This window comes from Curtobacterium sp. Curtsp57, from assembly GCF_047324335.1.
In the GTDB taxonomy this organism is placed as follows: Bacteria; Actinomycetota; Actinomycetes; order Actinomycetales; family Microbacteriaceae; genus Curtobacterium.
In genome coordinates this window covers 1528537-1547510 of sequence record NZ_CP168511.1, presented here as the reverse complement: position 1 = coordinate 1547510, position 18974 = coordinate 1528537, and the positions used below count along the sequence as shown (strand labels likewise).

The 18974-nt window shown below is 70.0% G+C and carries 16 protein-coding genes; 11 read left to right on the top strand and 5 right to left on the bottom strand.

What is annotated here, in order from left to right:
• Positions 1-521: 521 nt before the first annotated feature.
• On the top strand, positions 522-1982 hold the full coding sequence (locus tag ACEN9V_RS07230) for a sugar porter family MFS transporter (RefSeq protein WP_413602728.1): 1461 nt from the start codon (positions 522-524) through the stop codon (positions 1980-1982).
• 116 nt (positions 1983-2098) lie between these two features.
• Here ACEN9V_RS07230 and ACEN9V_RS07225 read toward each other — a convergent pair whose 3' ends face one another.
• Genes ACEN9V_RS07225 through ACEN9V_RS07215 form a run of 3 tightly spaced genes read right to left on the bottom strand, consistent with a single transcriptional unit; the run spans position 2099 to position 5024 of the window.
• Positions 2099-2995 (bottom strand): ATP-binding cassette domain-containing protein, encoded by an 897-nt coding sequence (locus tag ACEN9V_RS07225; RefSeq protein ID WP_400466053.1) that lies wholly within the window; start codon positions 2993-2995, stop codon positions 2099-2101.
• Positions 2995-4035 carry an ABC transporter permease gene (locus tag ACEN9V_RS07220; RefSeq protein ID WP_413602727.1) on the bottom strand — a complete coding sequence of 347 codons (1041 nt, stop codon included), beginning with the start codon at positions 4033-4035 and terminating at the stop codon, positions 2995-2997. The genes ACEN9V_RS07225 and ACEN9V_RS07220 overlap by 1 nt, the downstream gene beginning before the upstream one ends.
• Positions 4032-5024, bottom strand: a complete 993-nt coding sequence (locus ACEN9V_RS07215; protein ID WP_413602726.1) for a substrate-binding domain-containing protein — start codon at positions 5022-5024, stop codon at positions 4032-4034. Before ACEN9V_RS07215 ends, ACEN9V_RS07220 begins: the two co-directional genes overlap by 4 nt.
• 270 nt (positions 5025-5294) lie before the next feature.
• Between ACEN9V_RS07215 and ACEN9V_RS07210 the strand changes: the two genes are divergently transcribed.
• The 10 genes from ACEN9V_RS07210 (at position 5295) to ACEN9V_RS07165 (ending at position 17348) form a co-directional block, all read left to right on the top strand.
• Positions 5295-6773 carry a sugar porter family MFS transporter gene (locus ACEN9V_RS07210; protein WP_413602725.1) on the top strand — a complete coding sequence of 493 codons (1479 nt, stop codon included), beginning with the start codon at positions 5295-5297 and terminating at the stop codon, positions 6771-6773.
• A 21-nt stretch (positions 6774-6794) separates the two neighbouring features.
• Complete coding sequence (locus ACEN9V_RS07205; protein ID WP_413602724.1) at positions 6795-7811, top strand: LacI family DNA-binding transcriptional regulator; 1017 nt, start codon at positions 6795-6797, stop codon at positions 7809-7811.
• A gap of 96 nt (positions 7812-7907) precedes the next feature.
• On the top strand, positions 7908-9140 hold the full coding sequence (locus ACEN9V_RS07200) for a Gfo/Idh/MocA family protein (RefSeq protein WP_413602723.1): 1233 nt from the start codon (positions 7908-7910) through the stop codon (positions 9138-9140).
• Positions 9137-10039 (top strand): sugar phosphate isomerase/epimerase family protein, encoded by a 903-nt coding sequence (locus tag ACEN9V_RS07195; protein WP_413602722.1) that lies wholly within the window; start codon positions 9137-9139, stop codon positions 10037-10039. The genes ACEN9V_RS07200 and ACEN9V_RS07195 overlap by 4 nt, the downstream gene beginning before the upstream one ends.
• Entirely contained in the window at positions 10036-11064 is a 1029-nt protein-coding gene (locus ACEN9V_RS07190) for a Gfo/Idh/MocA family oxidoreductase (RefSeq protein ID WP_402728200.1), read from the top strand. The genes ACEN9V_RS07195 and ACEN9V_RS07190 overlap by 4 nt, the downstream gene beginning before the upstream one ends.
• 32 nt (positions 11065-11096) lie before the next feature.
• A complete protein-coding gene (iolG, locus tag ACEN9V_RS07185; RefSeq protein WP_413602721.1) occupies positions 11097-12107 on the top strand; it encodes an inositol 2-dehydrogenase in 1011 nt (336 codons plus the stop codon).
• Positions 12104-12991, top strand: a complete 888-nt coding sequence (locus tag ACEN9V_RS07180) for a sugar phosphate isomerase/epimerase family protein (RefSeq protein ID WP_413602720.1) — start codon at positions 12104-12106, stop codon at positions 12989-12991. Before iolG ends, ACEN9V_RS07180 begins: the two co-directional genes overlap by 4 nt.
• A 93-nt stretch (positions 12992-13084) precedes the next feature.
• Complete coding sequence (gene iolB, locus ACEN9V_RS07175) at positions 13085-13924, top strand: 5-deoxy-glucuronate isomerase (protein ID WP_281266993.1); 840 nt, start codon at positions 13085-13087, stop codon at positions 13922-13924.
• 23 nt (positions 13925-13947) lie between these two features.
• Positions 13948-15864 (top strand): 3D-(3,5/4)-trihydroxycyclohexane-1,2-dione acylhydrolase (decyclizing), encoded by a 1917-nt coding sequence (gene iolD, locus ACEN9V_RS07170; RefSeq protein ID WP_413602719.1) that lies wholly within the window; start codon positions 13948-13950, stop codon positions 15862-15864.
• Positions 15861-17348 (top strand): NAD-dependent succinate-semialdehyde dehydrogenase, encoded by a 1488-nt coding sequence (locus ACEN9V_RS07165; RefSeq protein WP_413602718.1) that lies wholly within the window; start codon positions 15861-15863, stop codon positions 17346-17348. The genes iolD and ACEN9V_RS07165 overlap by 4 nt, the downstream gene beginning before the upstream one ends.
• Positions 17349-17367: 19 nt before the next feature.
• Here the strand turns inward: ACEN9V_RS07165 and ACEN9V_RS07160 are convergent, their stop codons facing one another.
• Both ACEN9V_RS07160 and ACEN9V_RS07155 read right to left on the bottom strand, forming a co-directional pair.
• Complete coding sequence (locus tag ACEN9V_RS07160; RefSeq protein ID WP_413602717.1) at positions 17368-18138, bottom strand: IclR family transcriptional regulator; 771 nt, start codon at positions 18136-18138, stop codon at positions 17368-17370.
• On the bottom strand, positions 18131-18916 hold the full coding sequence (locus ACEN9V_RS07155; RefSeq protein ID WP_413602716.1) for an IclR family transcriptional regulator: 786 nt from the start codon (positions 18914-18916) through the stop codon (positions 18131-18133). The genes ACEN9V_RS07160 and ACEN9V_RS07155 overlap by 8 nt, the downstream gene beginning before the upstream one ends.
• Between the last annotated feature and the right edge of the window lie 58 nt (positions 18917-18974).

Below are 18974 nucleotides of genomic sequence, written 5' to 3'. Positions count from 1 at the left end.
GTCTCGATGACCTGGTTCATTGAGCCGCTGGACCACCACAGGCCGAGACGCCCGCGCAGCGAATTCCATGTGGCCAGGACGAGCACGGGTGCAGCAGCGGTCCCCGTGGTGACCAGGCTCACGGCCGGCGCTGTCGCCGTCGGCGTCGGCGTCGGCGTCGGCGTCGGCGTCGCTAGTTTGGCGCATCTACACGTTCAGCGGGCGGCCGCCGATGACCAGCGCCGGCGAGGCCGAGGGGGACCGTGGAACGAATCCCCGAAACCCGTGGAACGCCCGTCGTTGCTGGGATTCGCGATCCGCGCCGCCATTGGCATCCGCGAATAGACCGAACACCTCGCTGTGAGTCGCTCGCGCACGTGTGGAGGCGCCTCCGCCGACCTGCTTGCGTTCCGTCTCGCGCCGCGTACTCGGCGTCCACAACGCGAGACGAGTCCGTAGGCTTGACGACGGTCCCGCCGCCGGGACCTGATCATGGACATCACCGCCGATGTGCCGCCCGCCGACGCATCGAAGGACCCGCATTGCCCACGAACACCGATCGGACGCGCCGTCCGCGCACCCGCACCCCAGAGGACCGCAGCGCGTACACGGTCGGGATGGAGACGACCGCCATCCCCGTGCTCCCGCCCGACGCCGCGGCACGGAAGCGGTTCGTCCGCGTCGTCGCCGCGGTCGCCGCGGTCGGCGGTGCGCTCTTCGGGTACGACACCGGCGTGATCTCCGGCGCCCTGCTCTACGTGTCGTCGGACTTCACGCTCAGCGTGTTCGAGGAGGGCATGGTCACGAGTGTCCTCCTCATCGGCGCCGCGGTGGGCGCGCTCGCCGGTGGTCGGGTGGCTGACCGGGTCGGCCGCCGACTCGCGCTCGTGCTGGCGGGCGTCGTGTTCACCGTCGCGACCGTCGGGTGCGCCTTTGCGCCCGACTACGCCGTCCTGCTCGTCAGTCGCGTCGTGCTGGGGCTCGCCGTCGGGGTGTCGTCGATCATCGTCCCGCTGTACATCGCGGAGATGGCACCCGCCGACATCCGCGGACGCCTGGTGTCGCTCAACTCGCTGATGATCGTCACGGGGCAGCTCCTCGCGTACCTCGTGAACGCCTGGCTCGCGCAGTACGGCGCATGGCGCTGGATGCTCGGGCTCGCTGCGATCCCGGCGGTGGTCCTGGTGGTCGGCATGCTCCTGCTGCCGGACACCCCCACGTGGTACCGGATGCGGGATCGCGCGGACGACGCACTGCAGGTGCTGCGCCGCACGTACCCGGAGCGTGAGGCGCACCGGCAGCTGCGCACGATCCGCGAGACCCAGGAGTCGCAGTCCGCGGAGCGCCAGGACTGGAGCGGCTTCCGGGAGCCGTGGGTGCGTCGCTCGGTGCTCATCGCCGTCGGCGTCGCCGTGCTGCAGCAGGCGACGGGCGTCAACACCGTCATCTACTTCGCGCCGACGCTCCTCGTCGACACCGGGCTGCCGTCGTCGACCGCGGTCGTCGCGACGATCGCGATCGGCCTCATCAGCGTGGTGGCCACGATCGTCGGCCTGCGGCTCGTCGACCGGGTCCCGCGCAAGAAGTTGCTCATCGGGGGATCGCTCGGCGGCGTCGTGTCGCTCGTCGCGCTCGGCTGCACCTTCCCGCTCACCGAACGCGGCCCCGGTTTCAGCTACCTGACGCTCGGCGTGATGGTGCTGTTCCTGGCGTTCCAGCAATCCGCCGTCGCCACGACGACCTGGCTGATCATCTCCGAGCTCGTTCCCTCGGCGGTCCGGGGGATCGGGATGGGCGTCGCGGGGGTGTTCCTGTGGCTGGCGAACTGGGCCGTGTCGCTCGCGTTCCTGCCGGTCGTGCACGCCATCGGCGGCGCGTGGACGTTCGTCGCGTTCGCGGCGATCGGCGTCCTCGGTGTCGTGTTCGTGTGGCGCGCCGTGCCGGAGACCGGCGGCAAGTCGCTGACCGACATCGAACACGAGATGCAGGACGCGACCGACTGACCGCCGGAGGTCGCCGCGGTGGGCGTTGGCGATGACGGACGAGAGGCCCGTGGCGATGCCGCCACGGGCCTCCCGTCCGTCTGGTGCAGGTTCTCGGGGTGCCGACCGAAGGCCGGTCAGGCTCCGGGAACGACCTCGGCCGCCCGGATCTCCTCGATGCGCTCGGTCTGCCCACCGACCTGCTCGAGCTCGTGGGCGAGTTCCTCGAGTTCGGCGCCGCCGGCCATCATGCCGGTCAGCTCGGCGAGGGTGATCCCGCTCTTCTCGAAGTAGCCGATGCTCTTGCCACGGCGGAGCAGCAGGAAGCGGTCGCCGACGGGGTAGGCGTGGTGAGGGTTGTGCGTGATGAAGATCACGCCGAGCCCGCGGTCTCGTGCCCGGAGGATGTACTTCAGTACGACGCCGGACTGTTTCACGCCGAGGGCGGCTGTCGGCTCGTCGAGGATGAGCGCCTTCGCCCCGAAGTACACGGCGCGGGCGATCGCCACGCACTGCTTTTCACCACCGGAGAGTGTGCCGATCGGCTGGTCGACGTCCCGCAGGTCGATGCCCATGTCGAGCAGTTCCTGCTTGGTGATCCGCTTCATCGCCGGGACGTCGAGCATCCCGAGCTTGTTCCGGAGTTCGGAACCGAGGAAGAAGTTGCGCCAGATCGGCATCAGCGGGACGACTGCCAGGTCCTGGTAGACCGCGGCGATCCCGGCGTCGAGGGCGTCGCGGGGCGAGGAGAGCTTGCGGTCCTCGCCCATGATCGAGAACGTGCCGGCGTCGTGCTGGTGGAGCCCGGCGATGATCTTGATCAGGGTCGACTTGCCGGCGCCGTTGTCGCCGAGGACGCAGGTGACGCGGCCGGCGTCGACGTCCATCGTGATGTCGGACAGGGCGATCACGTTGCCGTAGTGCTTGCCGACGTCGCGGAGGGCGATCAGGTGCGGGGCGCCGGCGACGGTCTCGGAGGTCTCCGTGACCGGGACCTCGACGACCTGCGTGGTGGGGTTCGCGGTTTCGGGCATCACTTCTGCTCCGCTCGTTTCTTGACGATGAGGTTGATGATCGTGGCGAGCAGCAGCATCAGGCCGAGGAAGAACTTGAACCAGTCCGGGTTCCACTGCGCGTAGACGATGCCCTTGTTCGCCATCCCGAAGATCAGGGCACCGATCGCACCGCCGACCGCCGAGCCGTACCCGCCGGTGAGCAGGCAGCCGCCGATGACCGCGGCGATGATGTAGAGGAACTCGTTGCCGACGCCCTCACCGGACTGCACGACGTTGAACGCGAACAGGTTGTGCATGCCGCCGATCCAGGCGCAGAAGCCGACGCCCATGAACAGGCCGATCTTCGTCTTGGTGACCGGGACGCCGACGGCACGCGCCGCGTTCTCGTCGCCGCCGACCGCGAAGATCCAGTTGCCGACCCGGGTCCGGAGGAGTACCCACGAGGCGATGAGCACGAGCGCGATCCAGATGAACACGGTGATCTTCACCGTGATGCCGAAGACCGGGACGTCCGCCGCGAACATCTGTTCGGCGACACCGAAGCCGTCGAGCTGGGAGATGTCGAGCGTCGACACCGATCCGGACACCAGGCGGGTGATCGCGAGGTTCAGGCCCGTGAGCATCAGGAAGGTCGCGAGGGTGACGATGAACGACGGCAGCTTCGTGCGGACGAGGATCCATCCGTTGACGAAGCCGACCCCGAGCGAGAACACCAGTCCGAGCAGGACGCCCACCCACACATTCGTGGAGAAGTACCAGGCGAACAGGCTCGCGGTGAGGGACGAGGAGATCACTGCGACGCCGGCGGAGAGGTCGAACTCGCCGCCGATCATGAGCAGGGAGACACCGACCGCCATGATCCCGATGGTCGACGAGCCGTAGAGCACGGTCGAGATCGAGTCGGGCTGCACGAAGACCGGGGCGATGATCGCGAAGAAGACGAACATCGCGATCGCGCCGACGACCGCTCCGACCTCGGGGCGGCCGAGGAGCTTCCGGACGGGGCTCCGGGCGGCGAGGCGCTCGTCCCCGGCGGGGACGAGGCCGGCGGCCGTCATCGCAGACCGTCCTCGGCGTACTGCAGGACCTTGCCGATGTTCGACTTGTCCACGATCGCCGGTCCGGTCAGGGTCGGCTTGCCACCGCCGAGCACGAACCCGCCCTGCTTGTAGAGCACGATCGAGTCGATCGACTCGTAGCCCTGCATGAACGGCTGCTGGTCCACGGTGAACAGGACGTCGCCGGATTCGATGCTCTTCGCGAGCGTCGCGTTGAGGTCGAAGGACGCCACCTTGATGTCGCTGCCGGCGGCCTTCACCGCCTTGAGGATCACTGCGGTGTACGGGGCACCGAGGCCGACGATGACGTCGGCGTCGCTGTCCGCCTGGAGCTTCGCGGTGACGGTGGACTGCACCGCACTGTTGTCCGTGCCGTTGACGTAGAGCGTCTGGGTGTCCGGCAGGACCTTCTTGATGCCGCCGCAGCGGGCTTCGAGTGCGACGTTGCCCTGTTCCTGGATGACGCAGATCGGCTTGGCGAGTCCCTGCTTCTTCAGCTCGTTGCCGACGGCCTCACCGGCGACGGACTCGTCCTGGCCGAAGTGCGCGAGGATCCCGAGCGCGGAGTAGGCGTCGCTGCCGGAGTTGAACGAGACGACGGGGATGCCCGCCTTCTCCGCCGCCTGCACCGAGCTCTTCAGTGCGTCGGGCTTCGCGAGGGAGACCGCGATGCCGTCCACCTTCTGGTCGGTGTACTGCTGGACGAGCTGCGCCTGCTTCGACCCGTCCGGGTCGGACGCGTACAGGAGCTTGACCCCGTCCTTCTTGGCGGCGTCCTCGGCGCCCTTGCGGACGATGTCCCAGAACGTGTCGCCGGGAGCGGCGTGGGTGACGAGGGCGATCGTCAGCCCGGAGTCCTTGCTGGTCCCGCCGGCGGAGTCGTCGCCGCTCGACGCGACACGACCCCCCTGCGAGGAACAACCGGCGAGGACGAGGGCACTCGCCGCGACTGCGACGGTGATGCCGATGACTGCAGAGATGCGCTTCACGGAAGACTCCTTTGTCCAGTGGTTCCGCTGTGGTGCACGGGTTTCGACGGTCCGCCACGGTGCTGTCCGAGAACCGGCAACTCTGCTAATTCTCACCTGGCGGCTTGTCTGTCCGGCGTACGGTATAACGAATCACCCTGGTCCACAAGCATTCGTTCTCACTTTCCGACTGCTCGCGGCTCCTGTTACAGTGTGAACAGTTCGTCCGCGGTGTGAGAACTGCGGGACACATCTCGCCGAACACGAGTCCACGATGACGAAGGGGTCACAATGTCTGGACAAGGACAACCGCGCGGAACGCTCGAACTCCCGCCGTTGACGACCGGACCGCACCGCAAGCGGATCGGTCTCATCTCGGTCGTCGCCTGCCTCGGCGGCCTGCTCTTCGGGTACGACACCGGCGTCAGCAACGGCGCCGAGATCTCGATCCAGTCGCAGCTGGGTCTCGACGACATCGGCCTCGGTGTCGTCATCTCCTCGCTCGTCTTCGCGGCCGCGGTCGGTGGCCTGGTCGGTGGCCCGGTGTCCGACCGGATCGGACGCCGGTCGACCATCATCGCGATGGCGGTCTTCTTCTTCTGCGGGACGTTGCTCGCGGTGTTCTCGCCCAACTTCGAGGTGCTGCTCGCCGGCCGCATCGCGGTCGGGCTCGCGGTCGGCGCAGCGTCGATCGTCGTCCCCGTGTACCTGGCCGAACTCGCGCCGCTCGAGATCCGGGGCATGATCACGGGCCGCAACGAGCTGGCGATCGTGAGCGGGCAGCTCGCCGCGTTCGTCATCAACGCGGTCATCGGGATCGTGCTCGGCGACGAGGGCGGCGTCTGGCGCGTGATGTTCTTCATCTGCGCGATCCCGGCGGCCGCACTCTTCATCGGCATGCTCCGGATGCCGGAGTCCCCGCGCTGGTTGGTCGAGCACGGCCACGACGAGCGTGCCCTGGCGGTGCTGAAGACGGTCCGGAACGAGGACCGCGCGGCGGTCGAGCTCGAGGAGATCCGCCAGATCACCTCCGAGGAGCCGAGCGAGACGCGGCTGAACGGGCTGAAGGCGCTGCTCTCCAGCCGCTGGCTCATCCGGATCGTGCTGATCGGCTGCGGCGTGGCCATCGCCCAGCAGGTCACCGGGATCAATTCGATCATGTACTACGGCCAGCGCATCCTCATCCAGTCCGGCTTCGGGGCGAATGCCGCCCTGATCGCGAACATCGCACCCGGGATCCTGGCGGTCGTCGGCGGGATCATCGCGCTCCGCAACATGGACCGCGTCGACCGGCGGAAGACGTTCATCCTCGGCCTGTCGCTCACGACCACGTGCCACATCCTGATCGGTGTCTCGTCGCTGGTGATCCCGGACGGCAACCCGATCCGGCCGTACGTGCTGCTGTTCCTGATCTGCGCGTTCGTGCTGTCCATGCAGTCCTGCCTGAACATCGCCGTGTGGGTCTGGCTCGCCGAGATCTTCCCGTTGAACATGCGTGGACTCGGGACCGGCATCGCGGCGTTCGCCGGCTGGCTGATGAACGGCGTGCTGGCGCTCTACGTGCCGTCGCTCATCGAGGGCATCGGCATCACCGGGACGTTCTTCCTCTTCGCCGTCATCGGCGGCATCGCGCTCCTGTTCATCGTCACCCAGGTCCCCGAGACCCGCGGCTGGTCGCTCGAGAAGCTCGAGGAGGAGGTCACGACCGGCGCGATCTACATCGACACGATCAAGGGCAAGGCGAAGCGGGCCGGTCGCGACGATCACTGACCGTGCTGCAAGATGTGGAGCATGGCTGACGACGGGTCCACAGGAACGGCGCGGCGCGCGACCATGCGCGACGTCGCCGTCCGCGCGGCCGTGTCGAAGTCGCTGGTGTCGCTCGCGTTCAGTTCGCCGGAGTCGGTCAGTCAGGAGCGGCTCCGGCGGATCCTGGACGCGGCGGACGCGCTCGGGTTCCGCCCGAACCGGGTCGCCCGGTCGCTGAACGGGGCGCGGGACGACTTCGTCGGGATCCTCGTCGCCGATTCCCGGAACCCGGTGTTCGCCGAGGTGGTGGATGCGGCCAGGCTCTCGTTGTCGGCCGGTGGCCGCCTCGGGCTGATGACGAGCGCGGTGCTCCCCGGCGCGGGTGCCCGCCTGGACCTCGAGGCGGTCGCCATGCTCGGCGACCTGCAGCCTTCTGGGCTCATCGTCGTGGGGTCGGTGCCGAGCATGGACCGCGTGGTGGAGGCCATGGGGTCCGCCCGGATCGTCATCGCCAGTGCCAGGCCGGAGCGGCTCGCCGGCGCCGCGACCGTGCGCGGGGATGACGAGGTCGGAGTCCGGCTCGTCGTGGACCACCTCGCCGCTCTGGGCCACCGTCGGATCGGGCACGTCGGGGGCGCCGGCGGTCGGGTGGCATCAGGGCGCGCCGATGCGTTCGTCGCGGCGATGCGGGAGCGTGGCCTCGACGCCGGTCTCGTCGCGGAGAGCGACTTCTCCGAGGCGGCCGGGTTCCGCGCGGCGCAGGCGCTTCTGGACCTCGACGAGCCGCCGTCCGCGATCACGGCGGTGAACGACCTGGCCGCGATCGGGGTGACGGCCGCGCTGCGGCAGCGCGGCCTGACGGACTCGGTCGCCGTCACCGGGTACGACAACACCTACCTGGCCGCACTGGGGGCCGTCGAGCTGACCTCGGTCGACCCCGACAACGCCACGATCGGCCACCGTGCGGCCGAACTCCTGCTCTCGGAGGAGAACCCCGGCGAGGTGCTCGTCGCACCCACCCTGCGGATCCGGGCGTCGTCCGTGCCCGTGCGCGGCTGACGTCGACCAGCAGTTGACACCGCTCGATCGCCGGTCGTAGATTGAACCGGTCCAAGATTTTGGACCGGTTCAAAATCAGGAAGCAAAGGAGCCCCTGTGGCAGAGAACAGCGCGCCCCGCACCGTTGGTGTCGGACTCATCAGCGTCGGGTGGATGGGGCGACTGCACTCCCGCTCCTACGCCCTCCTCCCGCTCCTCTACCCGGAGCTCGGCATCCGCCCGCGCCTCGTCGCCGCCGCGGACGTCGCACCAGCCGGCCGGGACTACGCCGCGGACGTCCTCGGGTACGAGAAGGTCGTCTCCGACTACCGCGAGGTCCTGAACGACCCCGAGGTCGAGGTCGTCTCGATCTGCGCCCCGAACTCCCTGCACGCGGAGATCGGCATCGCCGCCGCCGAGGCCGGCAAGCCGTTCTGGATCGAGAAGCCCGTCGGCCGTGGCGCATCCGAGACCGAGGCCGTCGCCGCCGCCGCGGACGCGGCCGGGGTCGCCACCACGATCGGCTTCAACTACCGGCACGTGCCCGCCGTACAGCACGCCCGCCAGCTCGTCCTCGACGGCGCGCTCGGCCGGATCACGAACGTACGGGGACGGTTCTTCGGCGGCTTCTCCTCGAACCCCGAGGACCCGCTGACCTGGCGCTTCGTCCGTGCCACCTCGGGCAGCGGCGTCCTCGGCGACCTGATGGGGCACCTCGTCGACCTGATGCACTACGTCCTCGGCCCGATCGGATCGATCTCCGCCGCCACGGGCACCTATCTCACCGAGCGACCCGGGCTCCCCGGCACGCCCGACGCCGGCAAGCTGCTCCCCGTCGAGAACGAGGACTACGCCACGATGCTCGTCCGCTTCGACGAGTCCGCGGTCGGGGCCGGTGCGATCGGCAACCTCGAGGCGTCACGCATCGCGGTCGGTCCGCGCTCCGAGTACGCGTTCGAGGTCTTCGGCACCGAGGGGTCGGTCCGGTGGGATTTCGAGCGGCTCAACGAGCTCGAGGTGGCCCTCGCCCGGACCGGGCAGCACGTCGGCTACACCCGCGCGTTCGCCGACGGGTACTTCCCGGACTACTCCCGCTTCCAGCCGAGTTCCGGCACGAGCATGGGCTACGACGACCTCAAGGTGATCGAGGCCGCCAAGTTCCTCACCGCCGCGACCGAAGGGGAGGCCGCCGGGTCCAACATCCACGACGCCGTCGCCTCGGCCCGCGTGCTGAGCGCCGCCGAGGAGTCCGCGGAGTCCGGCCGCTGGGTCGACCTGCCCGTCGAACCCGGTGCCACCGCCAACGTCCGTGCGACCGCCGTGCACGGCGCAGAAGGGACACGCGCATGAGCCTCTGCATCGCCACCGCACCGATCTCCTGGGGAGTCAGCGAGGTGGACGGCTGGGGCTACCAGCTGCCGCCGGAGCGCGTCCTGGCCGAGATGACCTCCCTCGGGTTCGAGGCCACCGAGCTCGGCGCCCAGGGCTTCCTGCCCCCGGCACCCGAGGACAAGGCAGCCCGCCTGGCCGAGTTCGGCATGAGCGCGATCGGCAGCTTCGTGCCGGTCATCGCACACCAGCCCGGCATCGACCCGCTGCCGCGCATCGAGCAGGAGCTCGCGGACTACGCGGCTTCGGGGGCGACCGTGCTCGTGGTCTGCGCCGACAGCGAGCAGACCGGGTACGACGCCCAGCGCGAGCCGCTCACCGACGAGCAGTGGGCCACCCTGTTCGCGAACCTCGACCGCATCACCGAGGCCGCGGCGGCCGTCGGCGTCACCGCGACGCTGCACCCACACGTCGGCACGGTCGTCGAGACCAAGGAGGACGTCGACGCCGTCCTCGCCGGCTCCACGATCCCGTTCTGCTTCGACACCGGGCACCTGTTCCTCGGCGGGACGGACCCCGTCCGCTTCGCCGCCGAGCACACCGACCGCATCGCCTACATGCACCTCAAGGACGTGTCGCTCGACGGCATGCGCCGGGTCGCGGACGGCGAGATCAGCTACTTCGACGCGATCAAGGCCGACCTGCTCTACCGCCCGGTCGGCCAGGGCGACGTGGACATCCGCGCGATCCTGACGAGCATGGTCCAGGCCGGCTTCGACGGCTGGATCGTCCTGGAGCAGGACAAGGTCGTGCTCGAGGAGCCGGCCGCCGGTACGGGCCCGATCGCGGACGCCCGTGCAAGCGTCGAGTACGTCCGCGCCCTCGTCGCCGAGCTCGAGGCCGCCGAGGTCGCACGGTGAGGATCGGCGTCGCCGGGCTCGGCCGCATCGGCACGATGCATGCGCGAAACCTCGCGCGGACCGCGGGCGTCGACGAGGTCGTCCTCGTCGGCCGCGACCCCGGCAGGACCGAGGCGGTGCGGAAGCGTCTCGACGAGCAGCGCGGGGACGAGCAGGGCTGGGCGGCGCTCTCCACCACGGTCGACCCGCTCGCCGACGTGCTCCCGTCGCTCGACGGTGTGCTCGTCGCATCCGCGACCGACACGCACGCCGAGCTCGCCCGTGTCGTCGCGGACTCGCGCACCCCGCTGCTCATCGAGAAGCCCCTGGCACTCGGCGTCGACGAGCTGACCGAGCTCTCCCGCGACCTCGACGCGACGGGGACGCCGATCATGGTCGCGTTCCACCGTCGCTACGACCCGGGCTACCAGCGGCTCCGGCAGCACGTCCTCGACGGCGACGTCGGGACGCTCCGACTCGTCCAGGCGACGGAGAACGACCACTACGCCCTGCCGATCGACTACATCCCGCAGTCGCACGGCATGTGGCTCGACCTGCTCGTCCACGACTTCGACATCATCCCGTGGACGGTCGGCGACCCGATCGTCGAGGTCTCGATGATCGGGTCCGTGCTCGACGAGCCGGTCTACGGCGAGCACGAGGACACCGACACCGCGATGGTGACGCTGCGCTTCGCTTCCGGCGCGGTCGGCAGCATCGGCGCACTCCGCCGCAGCGACGCCGGCCAGGACGTCCGGCTCGAGGTCACCGGCTCGAAGGGCGCGTTCGGCGCCGGCTACGGCCCGCGCACCCCGATCACCTCGACGGAGCCGGGCGGGACCGCGCCGTCTGACCCGTACGACACGTTCGGCGACCGCTTCGTCCCCGCGTTCGAGGAAGAGATCGCCCACTTCGTCCGGATGGTCCGCGGAGCGTCGGAGAGCCTCACGCCGCCCGCAGCCGGACTCGTCGCCACCGCGCTCGCCGAGGCCGCCGCGGAGTCGTTCCACACCGGGCGTCCCGTCCGGCCCCGCACCACCGCGTAGACGCGGCACAACCCACCACCCAGGAGATTGCAATGACGCAACAGACCCGGATCGGCCTCTTCGGCACCGGTCGCATCGGACAGGTCCACGCCATGAGCGTCGCCGCCATCGACGACGCGGAGCTCGCGTGGGTCTGTGACCCGTTCGTCGAGGGCGCCGAGCGCACGGCAGCCGAGTACGGCGGCAGGGTCAGCACGGACCCGGCCGAGGTGTTCGCCTCAGGGGAGGTCGACGCCGTCATCATCGCGGCTCCGACCGCGACGCACGTCGACCTCATCGACGCTGCGATCGACGCCGGTGTCCCGGTGCTCTGCGAGAAGCCGATCGACCTCGACCTGGCCCGCGTCGACCGGCTGCGCGAGAAGGCAGCGGCGGCGACCGTGCCGATCGTGCTCGGGTTCAACCGCCGGTTCGACCGCCACTTCGCCGAACTGCACCGCCGGGTGACGGCGGGGGAGATCGGCACGCTCGAGCAGCTGCTCATCACGAGCCGGGACCCCGCCGAGCCGCCGGCGGCGTACCTCGCCGCATCGGGCGGGATCTTCCGGGACATGACCATCCACGACCTCGACATGGCGCGGTTCTTCGTGCCGGAGATCGTCGAGGTCACCGCCCGCGGTGCGAACACCTTCAGTGCGTCTGCCAGGGAGTTCGGGGACTTCGACTCGGCGGTCGTCACCCTGCGCGGGGCGAACGACGAGCTGGTCGCCATCACGAACTCGCGGCATGCCTCGTACGGGTACGACCAACGGTTCGAGGTCTTCGGCTCGGAGGGGCTGCTCCAGGTCGGCAACCAGACGGACACGCTCGTGCGGCACTGGGGAGCGGGTGCGGTCGAGTCGCTCGAGCCGTACCAGAACTTCTTCCTGCAGCGGTACGCCGAGGCGTACCGGCTCGAGGTCGTCGAATTCCTCAAGGCGGTCAGGGGCGAGCCGTCGCGCAGCCCCGGCTTCGAAGACGGTCGCGCGGCGCTCGTGCTCGCCGACGCCGCCGACCGGTCAGCGCGGACGGGTGCGTCCGTCGCGGTGGACCTGTCACGATGAGCCGGGTCAGCCAGGACCTCGTCGCGACGTGCTGGACGACGGCCGGGACCGCGGTGCCGGACGGTCCGTCGGAGCGGAGCTCGTTCTCGGCGCGCGAACGGGTCAGCGCCGCGGCCGATGCCGGGTTCGTCGGTCTCGGGTTCGTCGTCGACGACCTGGAGGTCGTCCGCGACTCGATCGGGTTCGAGGCGCTCCGCGAACACGCCGACCGGGTCGGCATCCGGCATCTCGAGGTGGAGCTGGTGAAGGACTGGTGGCGTGACCCGAACGAGCGTCCGTGGCGTGCCCGGTGGGAGCTGCTGGCCGAGGCCGCACGGGTGTTCGGCAGCCCGATGGTGAAGATCGCACCGCCGCCCGCGCCCACGGTGGACTCGCTCGAACCGTACGTCGGACCGTTCCGGCGCCTGGCCGACGAGGCTGCGGGGATCGGCACCCGTCTCGCGCTCGAGCCGCTGCCGTTCGCCGGGATCTCCTCGATGCCGCAGGGATCGGAGCTCGTCCGTGCGGTCGACCACCCGCACGCCGGGTTGGTCGTCGATTCGTGGCACGTCTTCCGGGCGGGGACGTCCCTCGACGAACTCCGTCACACGCTCGATCCGGCGACCGTGGTCGGGGTCGAGGTGAACGACGCCGACGCACTGCCGCAGCCGGGTCTGAGCCTGTTCGAGGACACCCGCGACAACCGGCGGTACCCAGGAGAGGGCGCGCAGGACGTCGTCGGGTTCCTCCGCACGATGGCCGAGGTCGGGTGGTCGGGGCCGTGGGGTGTCGAGATGCTCTCCACCGAGCATCGTGCGAAGTCGCTCGCCGATGCGCTCGACGCCGCACGGGACACGACGCTGCGGTGCCTCCGGCTCGCCGGGGCCGACCGCCAACCGGCCTGAGACGCTTTTCTCACAGCGGACGGTTCGTCCAGCAAGCGATAAAAGCGCTATGCTCGTCCTGTCCGAACGCAACGACGCAGAGAGGATCACAACATGGTCGACCCGCAGGTGCTCAAGCACGGCGCATGGGACGTCATCACCCCGGAGATCGCCGGATGGGAGTACGTCACCTTCCAGGTGAAGACGTTCGGCGACGGCGAGACCGTCGAACTGGCAGCCGACGGCAACGAGCGGGCGTTCGTGAACCTGCACGGTGACCTCGTCCTCACCGTGGGTGGGGTCGAGTACCGCATCGGCGGCCGGGACACGGTCTTCGACGGACTCGGGCACACCCTCTACGTCCCCCGTGACACCGCCGTGACGGTCACCGCGACACCGGGTGCCGAACTCGCGATCGCGAGCGCACCGGCCACCGAGCAGCACGAGGTCGTCCTCGTCACGCCGGACGACGTCGGCTCCGCGACCCGCGGCGCCGGGAACGCGACGCGGCAGGTCTCGACGCCGATGTCGCCCGACTTCCCGGCCGACCGTCTGCACGTCGTCGAGGTGTGGACTCCCGGCGGCAACTGGTCGAGCTTCCCGCCGCACAAGCACGAGCACGACGTCGACGGCGAGGCGCAGCTCGAAGAGGTCTACTACTACCGCACCCGTGACCCGGAGAACGGATGGGCACTCCAGCGGGTGTACAGCCCGGAGCGCGACTTCGACCTCGACGTCCCCGTCCGCGACGGTGACATCTGCCTGATCCCCTGGGGTTACCACACCACCGTGGCGGCGCACGACCAGGACCTCTACTACCTCAACGTCCTCGCCGGACCCGCGCCGAAGCGCACGCTGCAGGCCGCCGAGGACCCTGCCCTCGCTCCGGCCCGCGCCAAGTGGGACGACCTCGGCACCGACCCCCGCGTGCCGTTCGTCCCGGTCCGCCCCTGACCCACCACAGAAGGAAGTCCGCAATGGCGCAACATCCTCAGCCGACCCGCCGCCTCACGGTGGGCCAGGCGATCGTCGAGTTCATGCAGGCCCAGCACGTCGAGCGCGACGGCGTCACGACGCCGTTCTTCGGGGGTGCGTTCGGCATCTTCGGCCACGGCAACGTCGCGGGTCTCGGCCAGGCGCTCCTGCAGTACCAGGACGTCTTCCCCTACTACCAGGGGCGCAACGAGCAAGGCATGGTCCACATCGCGACCGGCTACGCGAAGATGCGGAACCGCCTCGGCGCGCTCGCCGTCTCCACGTCGATCGGTCCGGGCGCGACCAACATGGTCACGGGTGCCGGCACCGCGACGGTGAACCACATCCCGGTCCTGCTCTTCCCGTCCGACGCGTTCGCGACCCGGTCGACCGGCGCCGTCCTGCAGCAGCAGGAGCACCCGTACGCGATGGACGTCACCGCGAACGACTCCTTCCGCGCGGTCTCGCGCTACTTCGACCGGATCAACCGGCCGGAGCAGCTCGCGTCGGCACTCCTCGAGGCGATGCGGGTCCTGACCAGCCCCGCCGACACCGGTGCCGTGACCATCGCGGTCCCGCAGGACGTCCAGGCCGAGGCGTACGACTTCCCGGAGGCGCTGTTCTCGCACCGCGTCTGGCACGTCGCCCGCAACCGCCCGGACCGTGCGGCGATCCAGCGCGCCGCCGAGCTGATCAGGAGCGCCGACAACGCGGTGGTGATCGCCGGTGGCGGTGTCGTGTACTCCGACGCGACGGACGAGCTCGTCCGCTTCGCCGAGTCGACCGGCATCGGCGTCGGTGTCACGCAGGCGGGCAAGGCGGGCATGCCGTGGGAGCACCGCCTGGCGCTCGGCGCGCTCGGCTCGTCCGGGTCGGCGTACGCGAACGCCATCGCGAACGGTGCGGACGTCGTGATCGGCATCGGCACGCGCTACACCGACTTCACGACGGCCTCGAACACGATGTTCCAGAACCCCGACGTAGCGTTCGTCAACATCAACGTCGCCGAGGTCGACGCGTTCAAGGAGTCCGGCATCCCCCTCGTCGGCGACGCCCGTGAGACGCTCGCCGAGCTCCGCGCCGCGCTCGACGGCTTCGCGCTCGACGCCGACGTCGTCGCGTCGAACGAGCGGGCCGCGAGCGACTGGCGTGCCGAGGTCGACCGCATCATCGAGGTGCAGGACGGCCCGACGCTGTCGCAGGCCGAGATGCTCGGACTGCTCAACACCTCGGCCGAGGCCGACGACGTCGTCATCAACGCCGCCGGTTCGATGCCGGGGGACCTGCACCGGCTCTGGCGACCGGGCAGCACGAAGGGCTACGACATCGAGTACGGCAACTCGTGCATGGGCTACGAGGTCGCAGGTGGCGTCGGCGCGCAGCTCGCCGCCCCGGACCGCCGTGTCCACGTGCTCGTCGGCGACGGCTCGTACCTGATGATGTCGCAGGAGATCATGACCGCGGTGCAGGAACACCTGCGCATGACCATCGTGATCGTCGACAACTTCGGGTACGGATCGATCGCAGCACTGTCGGAGACGCTCGGCTCGCAGACGTTCGGCACCCGCTTCAACGAGCGCGGTGAGGCCCTGCGTCACGACGGCCGGCGCCTCGAGGTCGACTTCGTCGCGAACGCCGCGAGCTACGGCGCCGAGGTGTTCTCCGCCGACACCGCAGACACCTTCCGGAACGCACTCGACGACGCCCGTGCGTACGACGGCACCAGCGTCGTCTACGTCCGCGTCGACGCCCAGGGCCGCTTCGGCGGCTCCGGCGCCTGGTGGGACGTCCCCGTCGCCGAGGTCTCGACCCTCGACAGCACGAAGGACGCCCGCGCCGCCTACGACGAGCACAAGCGGGACCAGCGGCTCTACCTGACGCAGTCCGCCCCGCATGTCCGAGAACTGGAGCACTCATGACCGACGCGACCGACGTCCTGGACTCGACCACGGACTCGGCGACCATCGTGGCCGGGGTCCCCACGGGCCTCCTGATCGGTGGGGTCGAGCGAGCCGCGTCGGACGGCGCCACGTTCGACGTCCACAACCCCGTCGACGGCAGCGTGATCGCGACCGTCTCGAGCGGGACCCGGAACGACGCGCAGGCGGCGGTCGACGCCGCCGCCGACGCGGCGGCCGACTGGGCGGCGACCCCGCCCCGGAAGCGTTCCGAGATCCTGTCCCGCGCGTACGACCTGATGATCGAGCGCGCCGACTGGTTCGCCAGGCTCATCACGGCGGAGAACGGCAAGGTGTTCGTGGACGCCCGCGGCGAGGTCGTCTACGCGGCCGAGTTCCTCCGGTGGTACGCGGAGGAGGCCGTCCGGATCCCCGGTGCGCTGCAGACGGCACCAGGGGGTGCGAACAAGATCCTCGTCGAGCACCGCCCGATCGGGATCGCGATCCTCGTCACCCCGTGGAACTTCCCCGCGGCGATGGCGACCCGAAAGATCGGACCCGCACTCGCCGCAGGGTGCACGACGGTCCTGAAGCCGGCCAGCGACACCCCGTTGACCGCCCTCGCGATCGGTGCACTCTTCACCGAGGCCGGACTGCCGGCCGGGGTGCTCAACGTGCTGCCGAGCCGGTCCTCCGGCACCGTGGTCGAGCAGATGGTGCGCGACCCGCGAGCTCGGAAGCTGTCGTTCACCGGCTCCACCGAGGTCGGCGTCAAGCTCATGAAGCTCGCGGCGGAGTCCGTCGTGAACACGTCGATGGAGCTCGGTGGCAACGCGCCGTTCGTGGTCTTCGACGACGCGGACCTCGACGAGGCAGTGGCCGGCGCGATGATCGCGAAGATGCGCAACGGTGGCGAGGCCTGCACCGCCGCGAACCGCTTCTACGTGCAGGAGGGCATCGCGGCCGCGTTCTCGGAACGGCTGGCCGAGGCAATGGGGGCACTGCGCACCGGCGACGGTCTGGCCCCCGACGTCCAGCTCGGTCCGATGGTGAACGAGGGCGCCCGTGACGACATCGCCCGTCTGGTGGACGGTGCGAAGGAGGACGGCGCGACGGTGCTCACCGGCGGCGCGTCGCCCGCCGGGCCCGGCTGGTTCTACCCGGCGACGGTGCTGAGCGACGTCCCCGAGCATGCTCGCATCCTCAAGGAGGAGATCTTCGGGCCGGTCGCGCCGATCGTGACGTTCCGCACCGAGGACGATGCGGTGCGGCTCGCCAACGGCACCCCGTTCGGGCTCGTCTCGTACGTCTACACGCAGGACCTCGCGAGGGGCCTGCGCGTCAGCGGCAGGATCGAGTCCGGCATGGTCGGTCTGAACCGTGGACTGGTGTCCGACCCGGCGGCGCCGTTCGGGGGCATGAAGGAGTCCGGTATCGGCCGCGAGGGCGGTGCCGAAGGGCTCCTGGAGTACATGGAGTCGCAGTACATCGCGGTGAGCTGGTAGCCGGAAGCCGGCAGGTGCGCTACTGCAGCGGGGTCGTCAGTTCGCTGGCGACCCCGCGCTCCAGTGCTGCCACGGCCCCGAGTGCCGCGTCCACGAACTCGTCCGCACGCTCCCGGATGTCCACCGACCGACCGGCGATCGACAGGCACCCGATGAGTTCGCCGGCCGAGCCGAGCACGGGGAACGCGAGGGCACCGATCCCGATGGTCGCGTCGTCGAGTGAGAGCGTGTGGCCCTGGGCGCGGGTGCGGCGGACATCCTCGCGGAGCGCGTCGGCGTCCACCATCGTCTTGCTGGTCAGCGGACGACGATCCGGGCCGTCCGACAGGTACTCCTCGACGTCGCGGGTGTAGGCGAGGACGAGCCGGCCGGCACCCCCGGCGTACAGCGGGAGCGACCGACCAGGGGCGAGCGTCAGGACGCCGATGCCACGACCGGGTGCCCAGTCGATGCAGACCACCTCGTCGCCACGGGGCACCGTCAGGAACGCGGTCTGCTCCGTGCGCTCGGCCAGGTCGTCGAGGACCCGGCGTGCCGACGCCCACTCGATCATGGCGTCACGCGCGGCATCCGCCAGGTGCAGCCACTTCACGCTGAGCCGCGCCCGGTTCTCGTCCGTCGTCGTGGCCATGCCGACTGCCTTCAGTCCGTCGATGAACCGGTACACGCTGGGTCGCGGGAGACCGGTGGCCTCGGCGAGTTCGGCGGGGGAGAGGTCGCCGCGCTCGGCGAGTGCTTCGACGACCGCCATCGAGTTGGCGAGGACGCGCATCGGTTTCCGGTCAGCCACGTCGTCCTCCGTCGTACCCGAGATCGGCGCTGATCGCCGCGGCGGTGGACACCACGAGTGCCCCGAGTTCCGGTTCGCGGTCGATGAGACGCTCGCGGAGCCCGCTGATGGACACCGCCGCGACGAGCTCGCCGCGGTGGTTGAACACGGGGCTGCCGAACGCCGCGATCCCGATCGTGACGTCCTGGTCCGAGCGGGCGTACCCCCGTCGCCTGGTCGTCTCGAGCTCGGCCTGCAGGTCACCGCGGGACGGCACCGGGTAGGCCGGGTCCGGCGCGGCGACGAGCTCGTCGACGACGGCGTGCTGTTCGCCGGCGGCCAGGAACGCCAGGAGCGCCCGGGGTGCTCCGCCGACGTGCAGCGGGAGCGCGTCACCGACCTGCATCGCCACGGAGCGGACGTCGTGCCCCTCGAGGCGTTCGACGCAGACGGCCCGGGTCCCGCGGCGGTAGCACAGCAGCGCGGCGACGCCCGCGGTGGAGCGGAGTTCCCGCATCCTCGGCAAAGCCAGTCCGCGCACGTCGAGGGAGTCCTCGAGAACGCCGCCGATCTGCATGCACGCGAGTCCGAGCCGGTACGTCCCGCGTACCGGAGCCGGGTCGACCCAGCCCATCGCGATGAGACTCTGCAGCAGCCGGTAGGTGGAGCTCGTGGGCTCGTCGACCGCGTCCGCGAGGGCACTCACGGTCAGTGCCTCGGCGTCCGCCAACGCGTCGATGATCGCGCCGGCCTTGCTGAGGATCTCGATCCCGCCGTCGTCGGAGGCGCCGTCTGCCATGTCGTCATCTTCCCATGACCGATGCGCTCGTTGAATCTCACTCAGTAGACATGTCGTT

Excerpts from the sequence above, each read along its gene's own strand:
- ACEN9V_RS07225 (WP_400466053.1), bottom strand. The coding sequence starts at position 2,995 with ATGCCCGAAACCGCGAACCCCACCACGCAGGTCGTCGAGGTCCCGGTC.
- ACEN9V_RS07220 (WP_413602727.1), bottom strand. The coding sequence starts at position 4,035 with ATGACGGCCGCCGGCCTCGTCCCCGCCGGGGACGAGCGCCTCGCCGCC.
- ACEN9V_RS07210 (WP_413602725.1), top strand. The coding sequence starts at position 5,295 with ATGTCTGGACAAGGACAACCGCGCGGAACGCTCGAACTCCCGCCGTTG.
- ACEN9V_RS07205 (WP_413602724.1), top strand. The coding sequence starts at position 6,795 with ATGGCTGACGACGGGTCCACAGGAACGGCGCGGCGCGCGACCATGCGC.
- ACEN9V_RS07195 (WP_413602722.1), top strand. The coding sequence starts at position 9,137 with ATGAGCCTCTGCATCGCCACCGCACCGATCTCCTGGGGAGTCAGCGAG.
- iolG (WP_413602721.1), top strand. The coding sequence starts at position 11,097 with ATGACGCAACAGACCCGGATCGGCCTCTTCGGCACCGGTCGCATCGGA.
- ACEN9V_RS07180 (WP_413602720.1), top strand. The coding sequence starts at position 12,104 with ATGAGCCGGGTCAGCCAGGACCTCGTCGCGACGTGCTGGACGACGGCC.
- iolB (WP_281266993.1), top strand. The coding sequence starts at position 13,085 with ATGGTCGACCCGCAGGTGCTCAAGCACGGCGCATGGGACGTCATCACC.
- iolD (WP_413602719.1), top strand. The coding sequence starts at position 13,948 with ATGGCGCAACATCCTCAGCCGACCCGCCGCCTCACGGTGGGCCAGGCG.
- ACEN9V_RS07165 (WP_413602718.1), top strand. The coding sequence starts at position 15,861 with ATGACCGACGCGACCGACGTCCTGGACTCGACCACGGACTCGGCGACC.
- ACEN9V_RS07155 (WP_413602716.1), bottom strand. The coding sequence starts at position 18,916 with ATGGCAGACGGCGCCTCCGACGACGGCGGGATCGAGATCCTCAGCAAG.